Origin of the sequence: Bacteroides mediterraneensis, from assembly GCF_016900355.1 — a bacterium.
In the GTDB taxonomy this organism is placed as follows: domain Bacteria; phylum Bacteroidota; class Bacteroidia; order Bacteroidales; family Bacteroidaceae; genus Phocaeicola.
Map to the genome: position 1 here is coordinate 1 of NZ_JACJKA010000012.1, position 26,259 is coordinate 26,259.

20 protein-coding genes and 1 pseudogene are annotated in these 26,259 nt (G+C 47.8%); 6 read left to right on the top strand and 15 right to left on the bottom strand.

The window, feature by feature from the left end; all coding sequences use genetic code 11:
- Positions 1-126: 126 nt before the first annotated feature.
- The 4 genes and pseudogenes from H6A28_RS07680 to H6A28_RS07695 all read right to left on the bottom strand — a co-directional run bounded on the left by H6A28_RS07680 (position 127) and on the right by H6A28_RS07695 (position 6,934).
- Positions 127-2,937: a DEAD/DEAH box helicase gene (locus H6A28_RS07680; protein WP_239465305.1), complete on the bottom strand. Its 2,811-nt coding sequence runs from the start codon at positions 2,935-2,937 to the stop codon at positions 127-129.
- Complete coding sequence (locus H6A28_RS07685; protein ID WP_204479642.1) at positions 2,934-4,721, bottom strand: phospholipase D family protein; 1,788 nt, start codon at positions 4,719-4,721, stop codon at positions 2,934-2,936. Before H6A28_RS07685 ends, H6A28_RS07680 begins: the two co-directional genes overlap by 4 nt.
- Entirely contained in the window at positions 4,714-5,892 is a 1,179-nt protein-coding gene (locus tag H6A28_RS07690) for a DUF6361 family protein (protein WP_204479644.1), read from the bottom strand. The genes H6A28_RS07685 and H6A28_RS07690 overlap by 8 nt, the downstream gene beginning before the upstream one ends.
- Before the next feature lie 38 nt (positions 5,893-5,930).
- Positions 5,931-6,934, bottom strand: a pseudogene (locus tag H6A28_RS07695) (virulence RhuM family protein).
- Between the two features lie 217 nt (positions 6,935-7,151).
- Between H6A28_RS07695 and pnuC the strand changes: the two are divergent.
- The 4 genes from pnuC to H6A28_RS07715 all read left to right on the top strand — a co-directional run bounded on the left by pnuC (position 7,152) and on the right by H6A28_RS07715 (position 9,975).
- Positions 7,152-7,748 carry a nicotinamide riboside transporter PnuC gene (gene pnuC, locus H6A28_RS07700; RefSeq protein ID WP_204479646.1) on the top strand — a complete coding sequence of 199 codons (597 nt, stop codon included), beginning with the start codon at positions 7,152-7,154 and terminating at the stop codon, positions 7,746-7,748.
- A gap of 40 nt (positions 7,749-7,788) precedes the next feature.
- Positions 7,789-8,451 (top strand): thiamine diphosphokinase, encoded by a 663-nt coding sequence (locus H6A28_RS07705; protein ID WP_204479757.1) that lies wholly within the window; start codon positions 7,789-7,791, stop codon positions 8,449-8,451.
- 390 nt (positions 8,452-8,841) lie between these two features.
- The gene (locus H6A28_RS07710; RefSeq protein WP_204479648.1) at positions 8,842-9,522 is read left to right on the top strand and encodes an MIP family channel protein; all 681 of its coding nucleotides are present in this window, start codon (positions 8,842-8,844) and stop codon (positions 9,520-9,522) included.
- 78 nt (positions 9,523-9,600) lie between these two features.
- Positions 9,601-9,975, top strand: coding sequence for a DMT family protein (locus tag H6A28_RS07715; RefSeq protein WP_022354575.1), 375 nt, complete (start codon positions 9,601-9,603; stop codon positions 9,973-9,975).
- 9 nt (positions 9,976-9,984) lie between these two features.
- Here the strand turns inward: H6A28_RS07715 and H6A28_RS07720 are convergent, their stop codons facing one another.
- The 6 genes from H6A28_RS07720 to trxB all read right to left on the bottom strand — a co-directional run bounded on the left by H6A28_RS07720 (position 9,985) and on the right by trxB (position 17,645).
- Entirely contained in the window at positions 9,985-10,950 is a 966-nt protein-coding gene (locus H6A28_RS07720) for a DUF4858 domain-containing protein (protein WP_204479649.1), read from the bottom strand.
- 12 nt (positions 10,951-10,962) lie between these two features.
- Positions 10,963-11,460 (bottom strand): C40 family peptidase, encoded by a 498-nt coding sequence (locus H6A28_RS07725; RefSeq protein WP_204475342.1) that lies wholly within the window; start codon positions 11,458-11,460, stop codon positions 10,963-10,965.
- A gap of 127 nt (positions 11,461-11,587) precedes the next feature.
- Positions 11,588-12,295, bottom strand: coding sequence for an ABC transporter ATP-binding protein (locus H6A28_RS07730; protein WP_204475259.1), 708 nt, complete (start codon positions 12,293-12,295; stop codon positions 11,588-11,590).
- A 32-nt stretch (positions 12,296-12,327) separates the two neighbouring features.
- Positions 12,328-13,821 (bottom strand): DUF5687 family protein, encoded by a 1,494-nt coding sequence (locus H6A28_RS07735; protein WP_262896992.1) that lies wholly within the window; start codon positions 13,819-13,821, stop codon positions 12,328-12,330.
- A gap of 24 nt (positions 13,822-13,845) precedes the next feature.
- Positions 13,846-16,665, bottom strand: coding sequence for a M16 family metallopeptidase (locus tag H6A28_RS07740; RefSeq protein ID WP_204479653.1), 2,820 nt, complete (start codon positions 16,663-16,665; stop codon positions 13,846-13,848).
- A gap of 32 nt (positions 16,666-16,697) precedes the next feature.
- The gene (trxB, locus tag H6A28_RS07745; protein WP_204475265.1) at positions 16,698-17,645 is read right to left on the bottom strand and encodes a thioredoxin-disulfide reductase; all 948 of its coding nucleotides are present in this window, start codon (positions 17,643-17,645) and stop codon (positions 16,698-16,700) included.
- Positions 17,646-17,857: 212 nt separating this feature from the next.
- Here trxB and aspS point away from each other — a divergent pair, with 212 nt between their 5' ends.
- Together aspS and H6A28_RS07755 are read left to right on the top strand one after the other, a co-directional pair.
- A complete protein-coding gene (gene aspS, locus H6A28_RS07750) occupies positions 17,858-19,621 on the top strand; it encodes an aspartate--tRNA ligase (RefSeq protein WP_204475267.1) in 1,764 nt (587 codons plus the stop codon).
- Positions 19,622-19,667: 46 nt separating this feature from the next.
- On the top strand, positions 19,668-20,057 hold the full coding sequence (locus tag H6A28_RS07755) for a GtrA family protein (RefSeq protein WP_204479655.1): 390 nt from the start codon (positions 19,668-19,670) through the stop codon (positions 20,055-20,057).
- Here the strand turns inward: H6A28_RS07755 and H6A28_RS07760 are convergent.
- The 5 genes from H6A28_RS07760 to rsmG all read right to left on the bottom strand — a co-directional run bounded on the left by H6A28_RS07760 (position 20,054) and on the right by rsmG (position 26,255).
- On the bottom strand, positions 20,054-20,482 hold the full coding sequence (locus H6A28_RS07760) for an amino acid-binding protein (RefSeq protein ID WP_148330699.1): 429 nt from the start codon (positions 20,480-20,482) through the stop codon (positions 20,054-20,056). The genes H6A28_RS07755 and H6A28_RS07760 overlap by 4 nt on opposite strands.
- A gap of 13 nt (positions 20,483-20,495) precedes the next feature.
- A complete protein-coding gene (locus H6A28_RS07765) occupies positions 20,496-21,794 on the bottom strand; it encodes a phenylacetate--CoA ligase family protein (RefSeq protein ID WP_204479759.1) in 1,299 nt (432 codons plus the stop codon).
- A 288-nt stretch (positions 21,795-22,082) separates the two neighbouring features.
- Positions 22,083-24,932 carry an aminomethyl-transferring glycine dehydrogenase gene (gene gcvP, locus H6A28_RS07770; RefSeq protein ID WP_204479656.1) on the bottom strand — a complete coding sequence of 950 codons (2,850 nt, stop codon included), beginning with the start codon at positions 24,930-24,932 and terminating at the stop codon, positions 22,083-22,085.
- Positions 24,933-24,976: 44 nt separating this feature from the next.
- Positions 24,977-25,618, bottom strand: coding sequence for an MBL fold metallo-hydrolase (locus H6A28_RS07775; protein WP_204479761.1), 642 nt, complete (start codon positions 25,616-25,618; stop codon positions 24,977-24,979).
- Positions 25,619-25,628: 10 nt separating this feature from the next.
- A complete protein-coding gene (rsmG, locus tag H6A28_RS07780; RefSeq protein WP_204479658.1) occupies positions 25,629-26,255 on the bottom strand; it encodes a 16S rRNA (guanine(527)-N(7))-methyltransferase RsmG in 627 nt (208 codons plus the stop codon).
- Positions 26,256-26,259: the final 4 nt, after the last annotated feature.

The window sequence follows — 26,259 nt, forward strand, 5'->3', positions numbered from 1 at the left end:
ACTTTAGACTCTGGAAACATAGTGGTAATCGTTTAAATCTTATAATTCAGCACTATAAATTTAATACTTTTATCGCTATGTTTCTAATTATCACTGAAATATATTTATTACTATTTCGAACTCACGTTATTTATATCGGTCACGACTGAGCGGATAAAGCGGAACAATGCGTTCAATGTATTCCAATTTAGCCCGTTGTTCTTCCGTAAGTTCTGCCACAGGAAGGCACCAATAAGGAACAATGTCCGAATGTGTACCTTTTAAATTTGAATAGGCCATAGAGAACAGTTCATCCCAAGTATGATAGATTCCACCGCCATACAATCTGACCACATTTCTACGAATGGCCAGACACTTAAAACGGTTGATACGGCCTTCACGTTGTTCTAAATCTACTGGATTGGAGGGTAGATTCCAATGCACAATTTTTCGGGCATACCAATGAAAATCGAGACCTTCCTGACCGATAGAGGTCGTGGAAAGCAGGAACGGACGGAAAGGAGAATTGAAAGCCTTACGAATATTAGTGGTACGAGTAACAGATTTGTCAGTAACCGTTTTATCAATGAACGGAATGGCAAAATGACAACGCATCAGTTGTTTTTTCTCTTCCCTACCCAAAGAATCAGTGGTGTCTATGCTGAGATTGCTTGTGCCGATAATGGCATCTGTGACCACTTTTCCCAATTTCTTATCCTCTGGTTGTGCCATGTGCAGATATTCATCGAGTACAGCCTGCAGGTTTCCCATCGCACAATAATCAAGAACCGATTCGTAATAATCATCATCGTTCTTTTTATTGTACATCAAGTCTATCACAGCTGCACTTTCAGGCTTGTTGAATACAGAGACAATTGCTTTAGCCACCATCTGGGCATCTTCTTCATTTCCAGATTGCCGATAAGCACATACCGCCGGTGAAGCGATGGCAATATCCGTCATCACATCCAATGCATTTGAAGGTACATACAAGCCGGTTAAATCTTCTACTGGCTTTCCATCCAGTATTTTCATGAGCGTAAGAACAAGTCTGGCATTGTTTCGCCCTTGTTGTGGAAGGGTACGTATAAGCGAATTCTGCGCAAATTCTTCTTGAATTTTCTGTTTGATAATTTTCCGGATTACAGAAAGTTTCTCTCCATAAAATATGGCAGGAGAGAAAAGACCGGCTAAGGTTCGGCAAGGATACTCCAATAATCCGTCAGCTCTTAAACGATTCTCGCCGTAACGGTTCTTCTTTTGAGAGGTATAGCGTATCTCTAGTTCCGTTTTCTTTAATTCTCCAAAAGTATACAACTCCGAATAATATGACATCATGATGGAAATCATTCTCGGTACCATCTCCCATGAAGAGAATAGGATAATCTTGGAGAAGTTGCGGGCTTCGTTACTCTCGAATACCCCTCCGGTCTTATAGTAAGGATTGGAGGCAGGAACCCAAAGCAACAACTGTGTTTTCTTCTCATGACGTGCGCCAAATACAAGGTCGTGGAGATACTTTAATTTTCCATTGGCAGCAGGGATGGGACGATAATTGTTGATGGCATACCTCGATAGAAGCAATGCGTCCATTTTGCCATATCTTTTTACATCTGAATGTGATAATGCCGAAATAATTCGCTTCTTCAGTTCGTATTTATCCATAAAGGACAACAAATAGGGTGAAGATTTGACGTATTCCATGGGAAGATTTCCCAAACGTACTCTTGTATTTTCATGGCTCAGACAATCCATCAGATGCTGGCCCTCTGCAAACGAAAGGATATCTTCCGGCATGACCTGCACATCACCTACACAGGAATCGTCTATAATGCCACTGTTGAACCGCTCCGTACGGCACATCACTCCATACAGAGCCTCTTCCGCTTCGTTCTTGGCAGTCACAAGCGGGGTCAAATCAACCACATCGGTACGTTTCAGTGCAGCAGAATAGGTGTGCCATATCAACTTGAACCGGTCGGTTTTATCTTTTGTGGCATATAGGAAGTCCATTACTTTCATAAAGTCCTGATAATGCTCGTCATTCCCATTCGTATTCAACTCTTCAAGGGTGGAATAAGGTTTGTAGGGCGTAGCGGAAAGTAACAAAATCTTCGTATTGGAACGCTTGTCGTCAAAGAATTTGTTGGCCAGCATGGATTGCTCGTCATCGCCTTGTTCAAGCAGCGAATTGAAGCGTTGAAACTCATCCATGATGACCAGGTCCGGATCGAGCATGTCAATACTGATTTCTGCGAAAATACGACGCAGCTTGTTGATCATGTCTGCCCGCTGACGATTGTCGCAACCATTCTGTGCATATTCAATCAGTTGATTGATGATAGGATCCGACAAACTCGTCTGTAACTTACCATGCATTTCACGAAGATAATCATCTCCGCACAATTCGATTTTGTCGTTATAAGTATGGATAAGCTCCTGCCAGTTTTTTACCTTACAGCTAAGAAAATCACTGATTACTTCCTTATACTCTTTGAATTGGGGCAGTCCGCATAAGATATCACACATCAAGGCACGTTCATTGGCTGTTCCTTGTGCACTGTAAAAACGGAAGGAAGTGGAAGGAGTCAGCGGAATGATTGATTCAGGCATTTCTCCCTTCTCGTGTTGTTCTGCAATCTGTTTTTCAGCCGATTTGATATAGAGATGCTGCATTGACAGACGGCTCTCGCTGATGCTCATCCGATTTTCAACCCCTAATTTTTCAATGTTCTGGTCGGCTATGTTGGCATTTGAACAGATATAAACCACCTTAAAGAAGTCATCCTTCTTCTGCTTGTGCCATTCACGGACCAGATTGATGACTTGTTTGGCCACGAACGTCTTGCCCAGTCCCACTTCATCAGCGAGCAATACCCTACGGTGGCCTAATTCTTTATAGATATGCAGGATACGATTTGCGGTGGCACACTGAAAATCTTTTACCTCCTGACTCATAAGCGTTTGATTTGTTTAAGAACGTTTTCAAATGTATTATACATCTCCATGAAATGGTCCGGGATGACCGTCTCGTCTGCTTTCTCCACGATTTGCCGAATAGAAGCGATACGGTCAGGGTCTTTATAGGCCATTTTCACCATGTCTTCATAAAGTGAAGTACTGATTTGCTGTTCCAGAGAGGACGCGTTGTCATTGGCCAGCTCCTTTTCCAGTTGCTGGCTTTCCAACAGATACTGTTCCACCTCATCTGTCAGCATGAATGTCAGATAGTTGATGAACTTTCCTTTCGTATTGATAAAGGAACGGAATATCGCTTTGTCCCGTTCATTGACTGGTATTCCTTTCGTCTGTATTTTTATCAGACGGCGCAACCCCCCAATCCGTATCGTATAGAATTCTGTCAATGCATCCAGTGGCATCTCCTTGAATGTCATACCGTTGGCCAACATTTGTTCCTTGCCGTCACATCCTAAAGGACAAAGAAAAACAGACTCCGAAGGCATCCTGTGAGCCAGACATTGAATGGTAATAGTATAGCCTCCGTCATCGGACGTAACTTGTGCCTGCTGAATGGCTGAAATTGCACGACGTAACATCAATTCGTTGGTGACATCCTCTTTTCCACTGTCTTCCTCTGGTACCGAAAGGACCTGCTCGAACATACATTCCTTGCTGTCGTTAATCAGTTCATTCCGGTATTTTTCATACGAAGATTGATAGGGAGCGAACTTCAAGTGCAATAAAAACTCCACATTCCGTCCGAATCCATTCATGGTGGCATTGGTAGAACCGAGATACAGATGATTATAACTAAGATTGCCTTCGTACCGGCGTATGAAATACACTTTCTCGTGCAAGTCGACAGCCACATCTTTTTCCACCTTGTCGGTCAGTACTTCCTTCGGAGCATAAACACCACCATTATTAAACAAGTTTATGACCTCTTGCGTAACCGAAGCCTGTCGTGTGATGAGTGTTTTTTTGGCACCCGGACTGCAACTGACCATCTGATTCAAGATATTCTTGTCCACGAAGGGGGAGATGACCAGCATTTCCGCCGCATGATTCAGCATACTTTGCTCAAAGCACTTTGTATACCCATCATATCCTGGTATCCCCATAGGGAAAAACTCGTAATCCTCAAAAGGAGAATCGGTAAGGTCAAATCGTTCTATGTAGTCAATGTCCTTACAGAGTGAACTCATATTTTTACGGATGGTACGGTTATCGGCTTTTGCGATTAACCATGTGAGGAAGTCTACAAGCGGTGCATGCTTACCTTGCGCTTCTCGGGTGGCCGGTTTGGTTCCGATTTTACCGATGAGTTCACATACCACATCCAAGTCATTGGAGCCGGTAAGGTTACGGGACAGGACAATCAGTTTGATCTGCTGAGCACCGGTGTCCGGGTTCGTTTCTTTGATAATCCATACTTTGGGATGAAAATTGACAAAACCACCACCTTTTGCTTGCAGCGTTACCTGTACAACGCTCTGCTCCAGGAGTGAATACACTTTGGAATTGGCTTGCGGTACTGCCATACATCCGGCGTTGCAGAAAACGGCAAACTTGCCTGCCGATTGATTGATCGTCTCCAATATCAGGTGAGGAGAGCGCATGGCCGTTTCCGTCAAATCGGTCATCGTACCCAACATAAAAGGGACCGACAACAAGGAAGGCATGTCCAGACTGTAGGTGGTACAAACCGCATAATCTATTACAAAGCCATCGCTTTGCAACACATCCGTATAGACAATGTCATTCCATAATGCATCAGCCATTGATTGCCTCCTTTCTTAATTCCTCGGCAAAGGTCTTTACCGTCTCCCATCGGTAGGTGAGTTTATAGTAGTGTATACGATTCTTCTTATCGTAAATATATGCAGGATTTCCTATTTTTCTGCGATTTCCCTTTACTCTTCGTTCCCGGTTGATAATCAACTGATCCAAACCTCCATCTTCTTCAATATCATTGGCTGCAATGCGTTCCGCAACTTCTTTGCAAAACCATTTTCCACTGTTTTCCCGTATGCTTACGGCATTCAGCACTTCGTCTATGTCCGTACCACTATTCCGGTATTCTTCAAGTTTTTCCTGAAATTCGATTCGCATTTCTTCATCCTGGTATTGCGAATAGATATAGTTATAGCGGATGTGTACCATATATATAAAATCAGCGAAACGCCGGGCCAAGTCTTGCAGTTCTCCAATCTCCTGCGGCAACTGGCGGGAGGAAATTTGCTCAAAACTATCGGCTATCACAAAGTCAGGATGATCTACGATGTAACGTAATAAGGTACCTTGACATGCTTCTGCGTTCAGAATGTGATCCACAATAAAGTCTTTATCCTCTACGGTCAGGTCTAATGTACATTTCTGGGTAAAATCATAATCCACATTAGGGAAAGAGCAGAACTGGAACAAGCCAGACTTCTCATCTGCATCATCATTCGTATCTTCGTCATCCGTCTTGGTCACCTTAGGACCATTGTGCAAGGCCTTTGAAGTAGAATAAATCAGTTCATACAACTGTGGACTGCGTAAGATGCCAAAAGTCTGCAATCCTGAATTGTAGATGTATGCCGGATCATATTTTACATAATTGTTTGTATTTTTACCAATCATCTCACTTCCAGTGATGCCTCGTTTGTCCGCACTGCCTTCGTAGAGATTCTTTGTCATGATGCGTTCCAGCCGGATTATTTCCGCTTTCACCTCCGACAAACGGTTATATCGTTTTTCAGTTGCCTTGCGATAGAGTTGCGGCATGAGCGAGAAATATTTCATGTGCTTTTGCAGGGTAGATATCCCGGGAAACATACGGTCTGCGAAAGCGTCACGGATACGGCCAATGCCGAGTTCGTCGAGAGCTACAGATTCCGAAGTCATCTTCAGTACTTGCATGACCCGGGTTTGCTCTTCTCTGTTACTGTGTATATATCCTAATTTCATAAAATTCAACTTGACTTGTTAAATTTCCATCTTCATGATTAGAGTTTTTTCAGCTTCTTCTGTTCCTTTTCAAAGTTCTCCAGAAAATGAATCTCTACGGGCGAAAGATTATAGACTGTCCGTTCCTTAAACTTGTCGTATTCCGTATCTGCCTTCTGCTTCGCTAGTTCGGCAGAAATCTTTCCGGCATGGTTTAACAGTTCTTTTCCAGAAAGTTTTAGAAAATCATCCAGTTTTTGAATCCAGTCTTTCATATACATAGGTTTATGTGATTTGGCCTGAAGCTCAGCAAAATCCAAGTACAGACTGACGATTCGGTTGAGTGTATCCAGTTCATCAGAAGAAAGATAATTTTTAGCTATCTCTGCATCAGTACGTTTAGGTAATGCTCCTGTCCATGAAGTTAATCCCATGAAATCTTTCTCCGCATCAGCACGTTCGTATATTATTTCGGCAGCAGTATGACCATGTACAGAGAAGTGCATCTTGTTTGTACAGTTTTGAAGAACTGCATGGTAACCTCTGTACGCGGATCATAATCAATGCTCAGTGCATAGATTTCGAGTATCTTGCGGTAGAACACTTTTTCGGAAGAACGGATGTCACGAATACGACTGAGCAGCTCGTCGAAATAGTTTCCTCCACCAGCTCTCTTCAACAAGTCATCGTTCATCGCAAATCCCTTTACGAGATATTCGCGCAAGACTTGTGTAGCCCATATTCTGAACTGTACGCCACGGTGCGACTTGACACGGTAACCTACACTGATTATCATGTCGAGGTTATAATATGCCACCTGATATTTTTTATTGTCAGAGGCAGTTGTTGCAAAAAATGCAACAACTGAATCCGGATTCAATTCTCCATCCTCGAACACATTCTTTATATGCCTTGAAATGGTCGATTTGTTTCTCTGAAACAGTTCTGCCATCTGGTCAGCAGTCAGCCATACCGTATCATTGCATAGTGTTACTTCTATTTTCGATTTGCCATCCTCTGTCTGATAGAGAATTATATTTCCATTGTTAGGCTGTTCATTCATGGTTGATTTTTTTTACAGATACATCTGTCATAGTAATTTTCAGAACAACTGTCGAATAAGAAAGTCTGTCTTTTCAAATGTTCAATCTGGTTCCACAAAATGTTCAATCTGCTGAACAAAAATGTTCAATCACTTCCAAAGATACAAAAATATTCCTTCCTACAAGAAAAAACCTCCTCCAAACGGTCATTTCCCCGCTTTCCACTATCTTTGCGCCATGAATTACTTGGAATTGTTTGGAACCCTCGTGGGCTTGGTCTATCTGGCACTGGAGTATCGCGCCAGCATCTACCTGTGGCCGGTGTCCATCATCATGCCGGCTATCTATTTGGTGGTGTATTATCAGGCCGGACTGTATGCTGATTTTGGAATCAATGTCTACTATCTGCTTGCTTCAGTATACGGCTGGATGGCCTGGAGTTGGAAAAAGAAGAAAACGGACTCCGCACAGCCTGCCGTGGAACTGCCCATCACGTCCATGCCGCGCAAAGTATATCTGCCTCTGACGGCCGTGTTCGTAGTGTGTTGGCTGGCCATTGCATGGATACTGATTGAATGGACCGACAGCAATGTACCTTGGACCGACAGCTTCACCACAGCCTTGAGCATAGTGGGAATGTGGATGCTGGCCCGCAAGTACGTGGAACAGTGGGGAGTATGGATAGTGGTCGACTTGGTGTGTTGCGGACTGTATTTCTACAAAGGACTGTATTTCACGGCGGTACTTTATGGCGTATATGCCGTAGTAGCTATTTTCGGATGGAGAAGATGGCGGAAAGAGATGATTTCTGAACCACAAACTGAAAACGAATAATTGAACAAGTCACATGGAACACAACGAATATAATCATAAGATGTATCCTGAGAAGGAGGAAAGACTACAGGCCGTCTTACCCTTTATGCCCGAAGCGATCGTGGTGGGCAACGGCGATTTTCCTTCGCATCCGTTTCCACTGGCCATGCTGGACGCTTCGACGTGCGTAGTGTGCTGCGACGGAGGGGCAAATGCACTGGTAGAAAGCGGACGGGTGCCCAGTTGGATAGTAGGCGACGGCGATTCGCTCTCGGAAACGAACCGGGTGCGTTTTCACGACCGGATACACCGCATCTCTGAACAAGAGACCAACGACCAGACGAAAGCCATTACCTTTCTGGCTGCCAAGGGTATCCGGCGGATTGCTCTCGTGGGAGCTACGGGCAAGCGGGAAGACCATACCCTGGGAAACATCAGCCTGCTCATGGAATACCAGCAGATGGGACTGGAGGTGGCGATGCTCACTGATTACGGGTCGTTTGTGCCGGCCGAAGATACGGAAGAGTTCGCTGGATTTCCCCGTCAGCAGGTATCGGTATTCAATGTGGATGCGGTGCAGCTGCGGAGCGAAGGGTTGCGGTATCCGCTGTATGACTTCCATAGCTGGTGGCAGGGAACGCTGAACGAGGTGACCGGGAACGGTTTCCGCATTCAAGCAAAGGGTCGTTACTTGGTGTATCGTACCTATGAAGCAAAGAAATAAAAAGCTACGCATACTTTTTTCCGAAGTGCTGACTATTTCAGATGAAGGGAAAACCGGACTCTCACAGTGGATGGGAATATTCACTTCACCTGCAACACATCAAAAAACCGCTTGATATCAGTCCCCATTTACTTATGCTTGTAATCAACTGATTATCAGATAACTAATATTTTCTAAAAAACGCAAGTGCATTTGCCTTAAAACGCAAGTGCGTTTTACCTGAAACGCCTTTACGTTTTCCTTCAAACGCACTTGCGTTTTGACTGAAACGTACTTGCGTTTTTCAGGAAATCCTTTCTCCTTGATTTTTAGGTAAATAAATCATTTGTTTTCTTGGTTTTCTCAAAATAAATCGCTAATTTACGTCCGTAGATTTTAAATGTAATGCCTATGAAAAAGTATGTAGCAGAATTAATCGGAACAATGGTTCTTGTATTACTGGGTTGCGGCAGTGCCGTATTCGCCGGGGGAGTGGCCGACACAGTGGGTGCCGGAGTAGGAACCATCGGAGTAGCTATGGCTTTCGGACTCTCCGTCATCGCCATGGCTTATACCATCGGAAACATATCCGGTTGCCACATTAATCCGGCCATCACGCTGGGAGTGTGGCTCTCGGGAGGAATGAAGACCAAACGGGCGCTGATGTACATGCTCTTTCAGGTGGTAGGCGCCATCATCGGTTCGCTGATTCTGACCTTGCTGGTATCGACCGGTGCGCACGGAGGACCGACAGCAACCGGCTCCAACAGTTTTGCACCCGATGCCATGGGACAGGCGTTCCTGGCAGAAGCCGTGTTTACCTTTATCTTTGTGCTGGTGGCCTTGGGCGCTACAGACGAAAAGAAAGGGGCTGGCAATCTGGCGGGACTGGCCATCGGACTGACGCTGATACTGATTCACATCGTGTGTATCCCGATTACGGGTACTTCCGTAAACCCGGCTCGCAGCATCGGACCGGCCTTGATGGAAGGCGGACAGGCCATCGAACAGCTCTGGCTCTTCATCGTGGCTCCGTTTGTGGGAGCGGCTTTCAGTGCCCTCGTGTGGAAGTTCCTGCGCACGGATAAATAAAGAAGGACCCTCGATAGCATGTCTTTTTCATTTAAAAAGCGTATCTTTGCAGCCGGTTTTTAAATAAAGGAAAAAGATATGCTATCGCACGGAATTTATTCTATCGTTTTACTGATTTTTTCGAACATCTTCATGACGTTTGCCTGGTACGGGCACTTGAAGATGCGTGAGGAGTTCAGCTGGTTTGCCGCGCTGCCGCTCATCGGGGTGATTGCGTTCAGCTGGGCCATTGCTTTTTTTGAATATTGTTTGCAGGTACCGGCCAACCGACTGGGTTTCAAGGACAGCGGCGGACCGTTCGACATCATGCAGCTGAAAGTGATTCAGGAAGTGATTACGCTGACGGTCTTCACGATATTTTCCATGATTGCGTTCAAGATGGAATTGAAATGGAATCACCTGGCTGCCTTTTTCTGCCTGATTCTGGCTGTGTACTTCGTGTTCAAGAAATAAGCGGCGAGGTCAGTTCTGCCGGTCGCGCAGGCGCTGGATTTCGCGCTGCACGTCGTACTGGTTGTTTCTGATTTTATCTTTCCGCAAGAATTCTTTGCGCCGGATGGAGTCTTCGGCTTCTTTCCGGCGAATATACTCATACAAGTTTCCCGCATCCTCCTCCCGGGCTGGTTGCGGGTTTTTCTTTTTCTGCACTCCCAGGGTGTCGGGCTTCGCTGCCGGCTGGGTGGCCTTGACGGAATCGGGAGTGGCATAGACAGGCAGGAGAGGGGCTCCCGAAAAGGCAGACTGGAAGGGGAGAACGGTACGGGTGGTATCGGCCTTCCGGGCAGCAGTGTAACGGTAGAAATTGGGTACCTTCAGGCTGTCGGCGGCGGTAGGCACGTAGTCGGCATACGTCTTCCAGGCGTTGGCATGCTTGCGATTGTGGGCCAGCATCCGTCCGCGGGGAGACAGATTATCGTAGAGGAAACCGATGAAATCGAGCCCGCCGATGCCGAAAATCGGCCCTATCGGTGCATTGAGGTCTCTGTACATTCTTCCCGTAGAAGGCATCAGGCTGCGCCCATAGTTTTCATCCCTGTAGACTTGGTTGGGATTCAGGGTCCAGGAGATTTCCCATTTCTTGGGACGTCCGGCCACCAGCACGTCGTACACAGGGTCTTCTCCGAAACGGGTCCAGATGGTGTAGGGTTCCATGCGGACATATCCTTCGGGTTTCTTCACCTTGGTGGTATCAATCAGGCTGCGGGGCACTTTCAGGTCGACCTTGAAGTCCATCCATTTCTTGTTGAGCGGAGCCTCCAGAGGCTTGTTCTCCGGTTTGCTCGAAGGGTCAAAATCGAATTGAATCATTTTCACGGCATCCATGTTGAGCTGCAGTTCCTTTTCCTGCTGCTGAGCCATGGCCGGAAGAATACCGGCTGTACATAGGAATAAAGTCAGTTTGGAGGATAAATGTGATGCGTAGTCCATGTCGTGTGCGTATTATAGTCCTTTCACTCGTCCGCCCTGCATCCAGCATTTGCGATAGTAGGGCTCTTCCAGCCGGCTGACAATGACCCCTGCACTGGTGCTGGCGTGGATGAATTTTCCGTCTTTCAAATAGATACCTACGTGGTTGGCGGTCTTCTTGCGGCGTCCGTCGTGGAAGAACACCAGGTCGCCTTCCTGCAACTTGTGTTTGCTCACCTTGCGGCAGTCCTTTGTCCGCTGAGCCTCCGAATTGCGCTGCAGTTTCTTGTGGTACACTTTCTTGTAGACGGCCGACGTGAAGCCTGAGCAGTCTGTTCCCCGGTGAGTGTTTCCTCCGTGGCGGTAGGGCACGCCAATCCAGTCGGCTGCTTCTACATACAGGCGGTGGTTGTCGTCGGCATCAATGTCCATTTCCAGACGTACAGCCGCACGTGCCAGTTCCCGGTAGTCCACGCGAGGGGCACGGGTGCCGCACGATGAAAACAAAAGTGTGCACACCAATACAAGCATGCACACCGAAAAACGAGTGATACGGTTTCTGTACATATCATGTGATTTTAAAACAAATGTACACAATATTCTCGTTACCTGATAATCGACTTAGCGTATTTTAGAACCTGTTGAAGATTGTTTTATTTTATTCCTTCACCTCGAAATAGTCTTCCAGCTCTTTTCCTGCGGCACCGTCGGCATTGTCGAGGTCGCGAAGCAGGTGTCCCTGTTCCAGCAGTACAATACGGGTACTGAGGTCCACGGTGTGGCTCAGGTTATGGCTGGACACAAGAATAGTGGCTTTATGTTCCTCGTGATAATGCTGGAGCAAGTGCTTGAGCAGCGACTGTGAAGTAGGGTCGAGGAAGTTGAACGGCTCGTCCAGGATGACGAGTTCCGGATTGTGAAGCAGGGCGGTGACGATACCCATCTTCTGCTTGTTTCCTGCCGAAAGATTGCGGATGTATTTCTTTTCTTTCAGGATTTCATCGCCTAAAAAACGTTCATAGCGATGGATGCGCTCATGAAGGGTAGCGGCATCGAACCCATACATGCGCCCGCAGAACTGGAAATATTCTTCGGGGGTGAGGTAATCTATCAGAAAACTCTCGTCCATGTAGGCTCCCACACGCAATTTCCAGTCTTCACTTTGTGACACGTCGGTACCATCCAGGCACACGCTTCCGCTGTCGGCTTTCAGCAAATCGAGCATCAGTCGGAAGAGAGTGGTCTTTCCGGCACCGTTGTTACCCATCAGGCCCAGTATTTCAGGCGCCTGCAGGGTGTAGTCTGGAATATCGACAGCCGTCTTGCTGCCGTATGTCTTTTTCAAGTTCTGTATCTTGATTTCCATAAGGATTCATTGTGATTGGTTACAAATAAAAGTTACCTGGTTTCGCGCAGATTCTCCAGAAGTGAATGTCGCTTCCGGAATACTTTCCGGTAGAGTGCCCTGCACCAAAGGGGATGAAGCAGGATGCCCGGCAGGCCCAGCAGGGCACATACCAGATAGGCCGTAGAGGGTTCCATCCATAAGAACAGGATGCGGCAGAGGGCTATCGGCATGAAAAAGGCAAAGGCTACGCTCAAGGCCTGATAGGGAGAGTTCCACTGGCCTTTTCCCATGAGGGAAGCGTCCAGCGGAGCAGTCTTCCGGTTCACAAGGGCCAGCAGCATGATGACCGGAAGGGTGACACCGGCCGTGTAGACCAGCTGGCTGAAGACCAGCAGGACGGGGGTGCTCCCCCAAATCAGCGCAGGCACCATGCACACCAGCGGAATGACCAGCAGCAGGCAGTACACGTAGTATTTGGCCCGGAACAGATAGAGCAGGGAGCCGCGGTGCATCAGCAGTCCGTCGAGGTAGTTACCTTCATAGGCCATAATACGCGACAAGATGCTGATGGCGTATCCCGTAAAGCAATACACCACATACAGATGCAGGCCGAAAAATTCGTCCTCACCGGTATGGCTGAGCCCCAGCAGGCTCAGTGCAAACAATACGATGACCACAGTCATCATCTGGAAATTCTTCCGGGGAGCCTTGTTGCGGAATATCATCTTCAATTCCAGTTTCATATATTCTCCCGTCAGTCCGAAACGGTCGAGGAAACGGTAGCGCCCGGCATGTTTGCTTTGCGGCACTTTCTCCCGGCGATTCAGTTCGCTATAGATACAAGCCATCTGCACCCGGCTGTTCAGGAAGCCCAATAGCGCAATCACGGCCAGTACGCCCAGGTAGGCCAGTACGCGGCCTTGCATGAAGGCCTCGCCCAGTGTCATGAAGAAACGGCTGATGCCTCCTTCCGGGAAAAGGAATTCTGCCAGTAACTGCAGGCCATAGAACCCGAGTGGGAGAAGTACCCAAGCCGTATGACGGCGTTGCAGCGTACGCACCAACACGCTCCAATAGGCATTGGCCACCATCAACAGCCAGATGCCTGCCGCATAGCCTATCACACCGGCTATACCGAAGAAACGGACCACGGTCATGGCCGCAAAAGGTACAAATAAAAAGAGCCAGAACAGATTGAACGCCTTCAGTCCCACCTGTACGAGCAGGACATTAATCAGTTGTTGTTTTCTGACCGGCCACAAGAGATAGGGTTTGATTTCCTGCGTAGGAGTCGGGAAAAGGAAACGCAGCAGAAAATCCAAAAACAGGATGCCCGGCAAGCAGGCATTGAGCACATCATAGGGTTCCATTCCGGAAAACCCTTTTTCAAAAACAAAGGGCAGCGAAACCCCGATTAAAACGAGGTACGCTGCCCAAAATGCGACAAACAGATAAATCAGAAACTTGGCAAAGCGGTTCCGATCGTACATCGGACTCCGCCTTGCAGCAAGTTTTTGATTTCTCCGTATTTCAGTAAATAACATACGCGGAGTAATTGTTCTGTTTCCTTATTTTTCTACCGGAGAACTCATGCTGACTTCCACTTCGTTCTTCTGTCCGAAGAAGGCCTTGGCAAAGGCTTTCAGGTCGTCGCCGGTGATGGCGTTCACTGCTTCTTCGTATCCGGTATTCATATCCAGATTTTCCCAGTAGTACGTGTTCAGGATACCCATCCAGTAACCGTTTTCTTTCTGGTTCTGCTTGTAGGTCTTCAGCATGTATTCCTTCACCTTGCTCAGGTCATCACTCTCCGGACCGTTGGCAATGAATCCTTCAATGCCTTCGTTGATGAGTTTCACCATATCTTCGCGACGGTTCGGGTCGGTATCGAAGTACACCTGGAAGGCACCTTCTTCGCTCGGATACTTGCTCAGGCTTCCGCTACAGCTTACTCCGTAAGTTCCTCCGGCATCTTCACGTACGGTACGCAGGTAAACCATGTTGAGCAGCTGACCGAGCATGCTCATCTGCAGCTTGTTCTTCATGTCATACTTGCAGTCGCCGGAATAAACCATCAACACGCTGGCCTTCGGAGTTTCCAGTTCTTTCACGAAATTGTTTTCGTACATTCCCTTGCGGATATCCATCTTGGTATCACGGAAGTGTTCGTTGCGCTTCGTTGCCGGCAGGGCACCCAGGTACTGTTCAATGAGCGGAGTAGCTGTCTTTTCATCAATGTTACCCACCAGAATAAAGGTAAAGTCGCTGGCATCGGCAAAACGATTCTTATACAATTCCATTACCTTGTTGTAGTCAATCTTGTCGAGCATGTCGGCTTTCATAGACAAAGCACGCGGATGATGATTGTAGAGTGCTACGGTAATAGAGTCACTGAACGCGGTCATCGGGTCAGCTTCCTGGTTGGCCAGAGCCGCTTTGTTACGCGTGATGAAAGAAGTGAAGGCTTCCTGATCCATACGCGGTGCCGTGAAGCGCAGGTAAGTCAGCTGAAGCATGGTTTCAAAGTCTTTCGGAGAGCAGCTACCAGACAATCCTTCGGTCAGAGTATTGACTTGTGCGCTGGCAGATGCCATCTTTCCAGCCAATACTTTGTCCAAATCTACAGAGTTGAAGTTACCCAAACCTCCTAAAGAGGCAATCTGGCTGATCAGGGCAAACTGCAGTACATCCTTGTCGTCGAACTGAGAAGTTCCACCCGGACTGAAGGCCTGCATACGTACTTCGTCGGCCTTGAAATCGGTCGGTTTCAGGATGACACGCACACCGTTGCTCAGGGTCAGGATGGTAGAACCGAACACGCCCTGTTCTGTCTTGACCACCTTTCCAGCCTGCGGTTTATCCTTAATCAACGGTTCGTCGGAAACCTTGTCTACATACGGAGTCAGTTTTTCGGCTTTCACCTTATCCAATACGGCTTTCAGTTCGGCCTCCGTCGGGTATTTCATACCCTCCTTTTCAGGACAGAACACGCTGAGCACTACGTTCTTTTCCGTGATGAGCTGTTTCATCACCTGGTTAATGGCGTCTACCGGAATGTTCGGTACCACCTGGTTCATGATAGCATATTCATTCTCGATACCCGGAATCGGTTCATTATCAATGAAGTTGCGCACGTATTCATTTACGTAAGCACCGTTACGCTGCTTGTTGCGTTCGTTGTAAGCCGATTCCAGTCCGCGCAGGTAATCCGCCTTGGCACGGGCATATTCGCTGGCTGTAAATCCGAACTGACGCACACGTTCCAGTTCGCGCATCAGGGTTTCGGTAGTCAGGAGGATACCGTCTTCCTTAGCAGCCGCATACGCCATGAACGCATCCTTGGTCTTAGCCACGATAAAGTCACCATCCTGCACACCAGCTTCAATGAACGGCGGATTGGCCTGCTGGGTCAGTTCATTCAGACGGCTGTTGAGCATGCTTTCGATGGAAGAAATCATGTAGTTCATCACCAGATAACCCATGTTGTTCTTCTGATCGTTGGGCACCGCATCATGCTTGTGCATCAAATATACAATCGGGAACTGTTGTTCCTTGTCTTTGGCTACAGCGATAATCGGTTCGTCGTTGTCGGGCACCGGGAAGTATTTGCGTTCAGCCGCATTGGCCGGCATTTCGATAGGAGAGAACATCCGCTTGATTTTATTTTCGATGCTGTCCACATTGATGTCGCCCACCACGATGATACCTTGCTGGTCGGGACGATACCATTTTTCATAATAGTCTCTCAAAGCCTGGTAAGGGAAATTGTCGACTACTTCCATGGTTCCGATAGGCAGACGGTAAGCATACTTGCTATCCTTATAAATAACAGGGAACACCTTTTCGTACATACGCATCATGGCACCAGAACGGGTACGCCATTCTTCGTGAATCACGCCACGTTCCTTGTCGATTTCTTTCGGGTCAAGGGTCAGGTCGTTGGCCCAGTCGTGCAGAATCAACAGACAGGAGTCAATGATTCCGTCACGAATAACCGGCACATTGTCAATATTGTATACGGTTTCGTCTACCGAAGTATAGGCATTCAGGTTGGCACCGAATTTCACGCCGATGCTTTCCAGATACTCCCGAAGCAGATTGCCCGGGAAATGCGTGGTTCCGTTGAAACACATGTGCTCCAGAAAGTGGGCCAGACCACGCTGGTCGTCTTCTTCCAGGATGGAACCTACCTTCTGCGCAATGTAGAAGTCGGCCTGATGTTCCGGCAACGCATTGTGACGGATGTAATAGGTCAATCCGTTGTCCAGCTTACCGATGCGCACATTGGGATCGGTAGGGATGGGCGGCATTTGCTGTGCGAAGGCCGTCAGGGCGCCTCCCACCAAAATGACTGCCGCCACAGTTCTTTTCAGTTTAAAAACTTTCATTGTAATTTTTTTTGATTAGATTGTAAATAAGATTAGAGAAGTCCGTTAGCCGAGAGGTAACGCTCTGCCTCAATGGCAGCCTTACATCCGCTTCCGGCGGCTGTGATAGCCTGTCGATAATGCGGATCGGCTACGTCACCGGCAGCGAATACGCCCGGAACACCCGTGCAGGGAGTATTTCCTTCCGTCACGATGTAACCGGTTTCATCGGTGGTTACCCACGGCTTGAAGATGTCAGAATTAGGTTTGTGGCCAATGGCCAAGAAGAATCCGTCGATGGCTATATCGTAGCGTTCTTCGTCGGGTTCACCCATACGTTTTACCACGTGCATGCCTTCCACGCCGTTCTCACCGAACAGCCCTACGGCATTGTGTTCAAACAATACGGTAATATGCGGATGGTTCAGCACGCGTTCCTGCATGATTTTGGAAGCACGGAGATAAGGCTTGCGTACTACCAAGTACACCTTGCTGGCCAACCCGGCCAGGTAGACTGCCTCTTCGCAGGCAGTATCACCGCCACCTACTACAGCCACGGTTTTCTTGCGGTAGAAGAACCCGTCACAAGTAGCGCAGGCGCTCACGCCCATGCCGGCGTATTTCTTTTCGTCTTCCAGTCCCAGATATTTGGCTGTGGCACCGGTAGAAATGATAACCGTATCAGCGGTGATTTCTTTCTCATCGTCTACCACGAAAGTGTAGGGTGCTTTGCTCAGGTCGGCCTTTGTGACAATTCCGTTACGGATATCGGCTCCGAAGCGTTCGGCCTGTTTCTTCAGGTCGTCCATCAGCACGGGACCGGTCACACCTTCCGGATAGCCGGGGAAATTTTCCACTTCGGTAGTGGTGGTCAACTGTCCACCAGGCTGGATACCTTCATAAAGTACGGGAGAAAGATTGGCACGGCTGGTGTAGATAGCTGCCGTGTATCCTGCAGGTCCTGATCCGATGATCAGGCATTTTACATGTTCTGTTGCCATAATAATGAAATAAAATTATCTTTATCGAGTTATTGTTGAGCAAAAATATATATTTTTTGGAATAATCCTTACAACCGCTTGTGGATTTTTCGAAAATATGCATCCTTTATTCATTTATATTTGTCCTTTGGATACGGGTTTTTATTGCATAAATGAAAAATACGTACTACCTTTGCCTGTCAAAAAGATAAAACTAACATTTAAATAAGGATATGTTTAGAAGTCATACTTGCGGTGAGTTGCGACTCGCCGATGCAGGCAAGAACGTGACACTGGCCGGATGGGTGCAGCGCTCACGTAAGATGGGAGGAATGACATTTGTAGACCTCCGCGACCGTTATGGCATCACACAGTTGGTGTTCAACACTGAAGTGAATGCTGAACTCTGTGAACGTGCCAACCACCTGGGACGTGAATATGTGATTCAGGTAAAAGGAACGGTGAGCGAACGTTCCAGCAAAAATGCCAATATCCCGACAGGAGAGATTGAAATCATCGTATCAGAACTGAATATTCTGAACACGGCTCAAACACCGCCCTTCACCATTGAAGACAATACCGACGGAGGGGATGACCTCCGTATGAAATACCGCTACCTGGACTTGCGTCGTACAGCCGTACGCAAGAACTTGGAACTGCGTCACCGCATGACAATGGAAGTTCGCCGTTATCTGGACAGCAAAGGTTTCTTGGAAGTAGAAACTCCGATGCTGATCGGTTCTACTCCAGAAGGTGCACGCGACTTCGTTGTGCCTTCTCGTATGAACCCGGGACAGTTCTACGCTCTGCCTCAGTCTCCGCAGACCCTGAAGCAATTGCTGATGGTTTCTGGTTTCGACCGCTATTTCCAGATTGTAAAATGTTTCCGCGATGAAGACCTGCGTGCCGACCGTCAGCCGGAATTCACACAGATTGACTGCGAAATGAGTTTCGTGGAACAGGAAGACATTATTAATATGTTTGAAGGCATGGCCAAGCACCTGTTCAAGGAACTGCGTGGCGTGGAACTGACAGAACCGTTCCAGCGGATGCCGTGGTCGGATGCCATGAAGTACTACGGAAGTGACAAACCGGATTTGCGTTTCGGCATGAAGTTCGTGGAACTGATGGATGTACTGAAAGGCTACGGTTTCTCGGTATTCGACAATGCAGCCTACATTGGCGGTATCTGTGCAGAAGGAGCCGCTCATTATACCCGCAAGCAGTTGGATCACCTGACTGAATTCGTGAAACGTCCGCAGATTGGTGCCAAAGGTATGGTATATGCCCGCATTGAGGCTGACGGTACAGTGAAGTCAAGCGTAGACAAATTTTACAGCCAAGATGTATTGCAGAAGATGAAGGAAGCCTTCGGTGCCAAACCGGGTGACTTGATTCTGATTCTGAGTGGTGACGATGCCATGAAGACCCGTAAGCAGCTTTCTGAACTGCGCTTGGAAATGGGTAACCAGTTAGGCTTGCGCGACAAGAACAAATTCGCTTGCCTGTGGGTGGTTGACTTCCCGATGTTCGAATGGAGCGAAGAAGAAGGCCGTCTGATGGCTATGCACCATCCGTTCACTCATCCGAAAGACGAGGATATTCCATTGCTGGATACTGATCCGGCAGCTGTACGTGCCGATGCCTACGACATGGTAGTCAACGGTGTGGAAGTAGGAGGTGGTTCTATCCGTATCCACGACTCTGCACTGCAGGCCAAGATGTTCGAAATCCTCGGCTTCACTCCAGAAAAGGCACAGGAACAGTTTGGCTTCCTGATGAATGCCTTCAAGTTCGGTGCACCCCCTCACGGAGGTCTGGCTTACGGACTCGACCGCTGGGTATCTCTGTTTGCCGGTCTGGATTCTATCCGCGACTGCATCGCCTTCCCGAAGAACAACTCTGGACGTGACGTGATGCTGGATGCTCCTGGATTCCTCGACCAAAAACAATTGGATGAACTGCATCTGAAAGTCGATTTAGAAGATAACAAATAATACACACCATACGTTTCAAGGAAAAGATAAGAGAGAAAGGAACTGAATGAAGGAAACTGTACGCGTAATACGCTTTGCCATAGTAGGTACGCTCAATGCCTTGATTGCAGCTGTAGTGGTTTGGCTACTGATGCACATCGAAGGAGAAAGTTACCTTATTGCAAATGTATGTGCGTACATCGTAGCACAGATTCACAACTTCATTTGGTGTAAATATTGGATCTTTCCCCTTGAAACAGATGACAAAAAAAATAGCATCTGGCATCAGATGCTATTTTTTATTGGTGCTTTCGCACTGGCCTACAGTGCACAATTTCTTTTCCTGCTGATGCTCGTGGAGCTTCTTCACTGCAACGAGTACCTGGCACAATTCCTCGGACTCTTCGTCTATGGCGCCGTCAATTTCATCTGCAACCGCCGCCTGACGTTCCGTTAACCCATTTCTGTCAAGTTTTTTTCTTCAATATAACGCAACCCGCGCTCCAGAATGACTTCACGCGTCTTCTCCGGATTGTCGGTGCGGAACACCAGGATACCTTTTCCGCCCAACAGAAAAGAATAGAGGTAGGAGATACCTATACCCGTCTCACTGAAGCTGCGAATGGCGTCGGCTGCACGTCCAGGTTCATTGTCCAAGCTAATGGCGAACACTTCGGACACGTTGGCAGAAATACCGGCATCCTTCAACACGTGAAAGGCACGGAGAGGCTCGGAACAGATGATGCGGTAGATACCATATTCCACGGTATCGGAAATGGTGGAAGCAATCAGCTGGATATGGGCTTCCTTTAACAACTCAAGCACCTGCAATAGTGTACCCGACTTGTTTTCTACAAAAACAGATAACTGATGTATGGTCATATTCTTCTCTTTTTTAAATCAATGTTTTTCTTAAATCCTTCACTCTCACGGCTTTACCTTCGTGTACCGGTAAGGTTCCTTTCGGTACGAGCTTGACACGCGGAGTAATCAGAATCTCATCTTTCAGCTGGCGGGTAATTTCCTTGGTCAGGTTCTGAAGGAAAGCGTAATCGTCGGTAAAGTCGTTCAATTCCACTTCCACCGTCATCTCGTCGTTGGCATCGAGGTTGGTCAGGGTGATGAGATACTCGTTGCCCAGCTCCTTGAACTGCAACAGGATGTTTTCAATCTGGATGGGGAAGATGTTCACGCCCTTGAGAATCATCATGTCGTCGCTACGTCCCTTCATCCGGTCGAGCCGCTTGTGGTGACGTCCGCAAGGACAATCGCCTGGCAAGATACGGGTCAGGTCGCGCGTACGGTAACGGAGCAACGGCATCGCCTCCCGGTTGATGGTGGCCAACACCAGTTCTCCCACTTCACCTTCGGGTACCGGTTCCAATGTCACGGGGTCTACAATCTCCACAATGTAATAGTCCTCCCAGATGTGGAGCCCGTTTTGTTCCAGACATTCAAACGCCACGCCAGGGCCACACATTTCCGACATGCCGAAAGAATTGTAGGCCTTGACACCCAGCATGTTTTCTATGCGTCGGCGCTGTTCGTCGGAGTGAGGTTCCGCCCCGATAATCAACGTCTTGAGGTGGGTGTCCCGCCTCGGATCAATGTGCATTTCTTGCATTACTTCGTACAGGCGTCCGGCATAACTCGGAATGGCATGCAGAGCCGTGGTACCGAAATCGGTGATGAACTTGATCTGGCGTTTGGTATTGCCTGCCGCTGCGGGAACAGTCAGCATCCCCAGGCGTTCAGCCCCATACTGGAACCCCAATCCTCCAGTAAACATGCCGTAGCCCGAAGAATTCTGGAAAATATCGCCCTTGCGGAGTCCCACCATATACAGGCAGCGGGCCACGGCGTTGGCCCATTCCTCCAAATCGTGCTGCGTGTGCAGAATGACGGTCGGAGTGCCCGTGGTACCACTGGATGAATGCAGACGTACCACTTCCTCCAGTGGCACGGCGGAAAGTCCAAAAGGATAATGGTCGCGCAAATCTTGTTTGGTAGTAAAAGGGATACGCTGTAAATCCTCTAACGACTGTATATCTTCAGGTTTGATTCCATATTGCTGAAAGCGTTCCTTATAGAATGGAGAACGCATGCAACGATTGATTGTAGCTTTTAATCGCTGCAACTGAAGTTTCTCTATGTCTTTTCTTGACATCGTTTCCACTTCAGGATGCAAGTACATTTGTGTGTTTCTCATATTATTTTCTGTTATTTGGCCTACAAATATAGAAATAATAAAATAAACACCAACAAATACTTTCATTTTTATTGTGAGAAAGTGGAAATACTTCAAATTTGACAGATGGAGTCTAGGCGGCTCCATGCTTCCGGCTCCTCTTTTCTGAGGACAACCGACTTCCAGCCGAAATGCAAGAAAAAAGCCGCTGCCTTCCTCACAGACGAAGAAATGCAACGGCTCTTTTATTTCCGTACAGAAGCAGCCAGGAAAACGGAACCGCCTCACAATGATTTATTCAAAACTACCGTAGCGAGTAGGAAGCAATTTGCGGTCACCCAACGTATTGTCAATACGAGCCACATTAATCCAGAACTTGTTTTCACGTACGCTCTCAATCGGATAGGCAGCTTTCTCACGGCTATAAGGATGCGTCCAGTTATCTCCTACAATCTCGTATTCCGGATGTGGTGAGTTGACCAGTACGTTATCTTCCTTGTCGGCCTCTCCGCTTTCAATCTCGGCAATCTCTTCCCGGATGTGTACCATAACATTGATGAAGTTATCCAGTTCGGCCTTGCTTTCACTTTCGGTCGGCTCAATCATCAAGGTGCCGTGTACGGGGAAGGAGAGGGTAGGTGCATGATAACCGTAGTCCATCAGACGCTTGGAAATATCGTTCTCCGAGATGCCGCTTTCTTCGTGCAGTTTCCGGCATTCCAGAATCATTTCATGACCCACGAAACCGTTCTTACCGCAATATACCACACCATACGCATCCTTCAAGCAAGCGGCCAGGTAGTTGGCATTATGGATAGCCACCTGAGTAGCTCGCTTCAGCCCTTCAGCTCCCATCATGCAGATGTATCCGTAGGTAATAGGCAAGATACCCGCACTTCCATAAGGTGCAGCCGATACTTCATTCGTCGGATTACCCTTGCTTACATGTCCCGGCAAGAACGGTACCAAATGTTCAGATACGCAAATCGGACCTACACCCGGACCGCCACCTCCGTGAGGACTGGCGAAGGTCTTGTGTAAGTTCAAGTGACACAAATCGGCTCCGATGGTACCCGGATTCGTCAATCCTACCTGTCCGTTCATGTTGGCACCATCCATGTATACCTGTGCGCCACAAGAGTGGATAATCTGACAAATTTCCTTGATTTCCTCCTCAAAGATACCGTGAGTGGACGGATACGTAATCATCAAGGCAGCCAGTTCGTCCTTGTGTGCCTCTGCTTTTTCGCGCAAATCATTCAAATCCACGTTTCCATGCTCGTCGCAGGCACAAGTCAGCGGTTCATACCCCGCCTGTACGGCAGACGCCGGATTTGTACCGTGTGCCGATGCCGGAATCAATACCAAATGACGATGACCTTGTCCGATGCTTTCCAAATAGCTCCGGATGACACGCAACCCTGTATATTCACCAGCTGCTCCAGAATTCGGCTGAAGAGAAACTCCTGCAAAACCTGTGATGGTCTTCAATTGTTCGCACAGGTTATGAATCAAAGTCTGATAGCCTGCAGCCTGATCATCCGGCACCAGCGGATGTACATTCATCCAAGCCGCATTGCTCAACGGTAACAGCTCGGCAGCCGCATTCAGTTTCATGGTACAAGAACCCAATGAAATCATAGAGTGAGCCAATGAAATATCCTTGCGCTCCAAGCGTTTGATGTAACGCATCATTTCCGTTTCCGTATGGTACTTGTTGAACACTTCATGAGTGAGGTATGCACTCTTACGCTGGAAAAGTTCAGGCAGGGGAGCAGTTGCAGGAATCGGTCCGGCATCGTGTGTCGGTTCTTCTGCCGCTACAGCAAACAAGCTGACAAGTCGTTTGGCATCAGCCGATGTGGTTGTTTCGTCCACACTGATACCTACATCTCCATTGTCGAAATAACGCAAGTTGATTTCCTTGCCCAAGGCAATGGTACGTACTTCCTGTAGCGTTACATTGTCCGGCAACTGGATTCTCAGGGTATCGAAGAACGTGTCGTGACGCAGTTTATAGCCCAGACGAACCAACTGTTCAGCTACCCATACAGCTACGGCATGCACCTGTTCTGCAATCTCACGGATACCTTCCGGCCCGTGGTACACAGCATAGAATCCAGACATCGTAGCCAGCAAAGCCTGAGCGGTACAGATGTTGGAAGTAGCTTTTTCACGTTTGATGTGCTGCTCACGAGTCTGTAAGGCCATACGGTAGCACAAGCGTCCGTATTTGTCTTTTGACAAGCCGATGATACGTCCCGGCATGTTGCGTTTGTATTCATCCCGTGTAGCAAAATAAGCGGCCGAAGGACCTCCGTAGAACATCGGCACGCCCAAACGCTGTGAGCTTCCGAAGACGATATCAGCTCCCCATTCTCCCGGAGGAGTAACAATAGCCAATGCTAAGATATCAGCGGCTACAGCCACTTTACATCCAGCCGCATGTGCCTGCTCTGTAAATGCCCGGTAGTCTTCAATGCTTCCGCTGTTGTTCGGATACTGCACGATACAGCCAAACATGTCGGGCGTGAAAGTCAGATCCTTGTAACTGCCCACCTTCACTGTGATGCCCTGCGGAATGGCACGGGTACGGATTACCGCCAAATCCTGCGGAAAGATCTCCTCATCCACAAACAGCACGTTGGCTTGTGCCTTCTGCTGTGCACGACTTCTCAATCCGTGCATCATCGTAGCTGCCTCAGCAGCTGCAGTAGCCTCATCCAGCAAAGAACAGTTGGCCAACGGCATAGCGGTCAGGTCGCTGATTACGGTCTGGAAGTTCAGCAAAGCTTCCAGTCGTCCCTGTGAAATCTCAGCCTGATAGGGAGTATAAGATGTATACCACACCGGATTCTCAAATACGTTGCGTTGGATGACAGCCGGAGTTACGGTATCATACCATCCGCATCCGATGTAAGTCTTATATAATTTATTCTGGGCAGCCAGTTGACCGATGTGCGTGGCAAATTCACGTTCAGTCATAGCAGGCCCCAACTTTAGCGGTTCTTTCAACCGAATATTGGCCGGGATGGTTTTATCTATCAACTCATCCAAGCTTTTGACTCCAATTTTTTTCAGCATCAGGGGAAGTTCTTTCTCCCCAACGCCGATGTGTCGATTTGCGAATGTTGTAGTTTTCATTGTTTTATATGGGGATTTAGGTTTCAAATGAAAAAATAAGAATGTCAACGGAAGAAAGGATTGTTCATCTTTTCATATCCAATAGTCGTGGTACTTCCATGTCCCGGATAAACGACTGTTTCATCAGGAAGCACCAGCAACCGCGACATGACACCGTCGCGTAACTGCTCGAAATTACCTCCTTCCAAATCAGCCCGTCCAATGCTGCCCCGGGACAAGACATCACCACTGAATATACATTGCTGTGACTCACTATAGAACACCAGTCCGCCCGGTGAATGTCCTGGTACGGCAATCACCTTCAATTCTTGTTGTCCTATTTGCACCTTGTCTCCATCGGCAAGCGACTTGCCCATGGCAGGGGGGTCTTCGTTCAACGGAAAGCCAAACATCCGGCAATATTCTCCGATGCGCGGCAAAAGGAAGGCATCCTTCTCGCTGGCTTCTGTGCTCAATCCGAACTCCCGAAGCATGAACGCATTGCCGAACACATGGTCCAGATGCAAGTGCGTGTTCAGCAGATGAACCACCGTCAGTTGGTTGTCTGTAATGAATTTCTTCAGGGTCTGCTGTTCTTCCTTATAATAGCATCCGGCATCAATCACAGCTGCCTGCAGTGTTTCATCATCCCACACTACATAGCAGTTGACCGGAAACATATTGAATTCAAATGATTTTATTTTCAGCATACGATTATTATCCGTTAATGGTTACATAGACCACTTTTTTGGTCTCGAAATATTCTTCTTCAAAATAATCCTTCAAGTCGTAAACAAGTGCCTGATGTTTCACGGGCATGACCTCCTTTTCCAGCTCACCCCCTTTCAGACAGATCAGTCCGTTAGGAAGGGCATTGTGCTGTTCTTTCCGAATGTTCTTCCGGATGATTTTCAACAGGTCTGTGAGCGGCATCACCGCCCGGCTTACCACAAAGTCGAATTGTTGCTTCTCCTCTTCGGCACGACAATGACGGGTGGTCACGTTCTTCAATCCGATAGCCTGGGCTATTTCCGTAGCCACCTTCACTTTTTTGCCGATGCTATCTACCAGGTGGAAATGTGTGTCAGGGAATAAAATGGCCAACGGGATGCCAGGAAAGCCTCCGCCCGTACCCAAGTCCATCACCTCTGTACCTGGTCGGAACTGGATAATTTTCGCAATACCCAGCGAATGGAGCACATGATGCTCATACAGGTTGGTAATGTCCTTACGGGAAATCACGTTGATTTTGCTGTTCCAGTCTGTATATAAGTCATACAATGCCGCAAACTGTTGCTTTTGAACCTCACTCAGGTTCGGAAAATATTTTAAGATAATGTCCATGTAT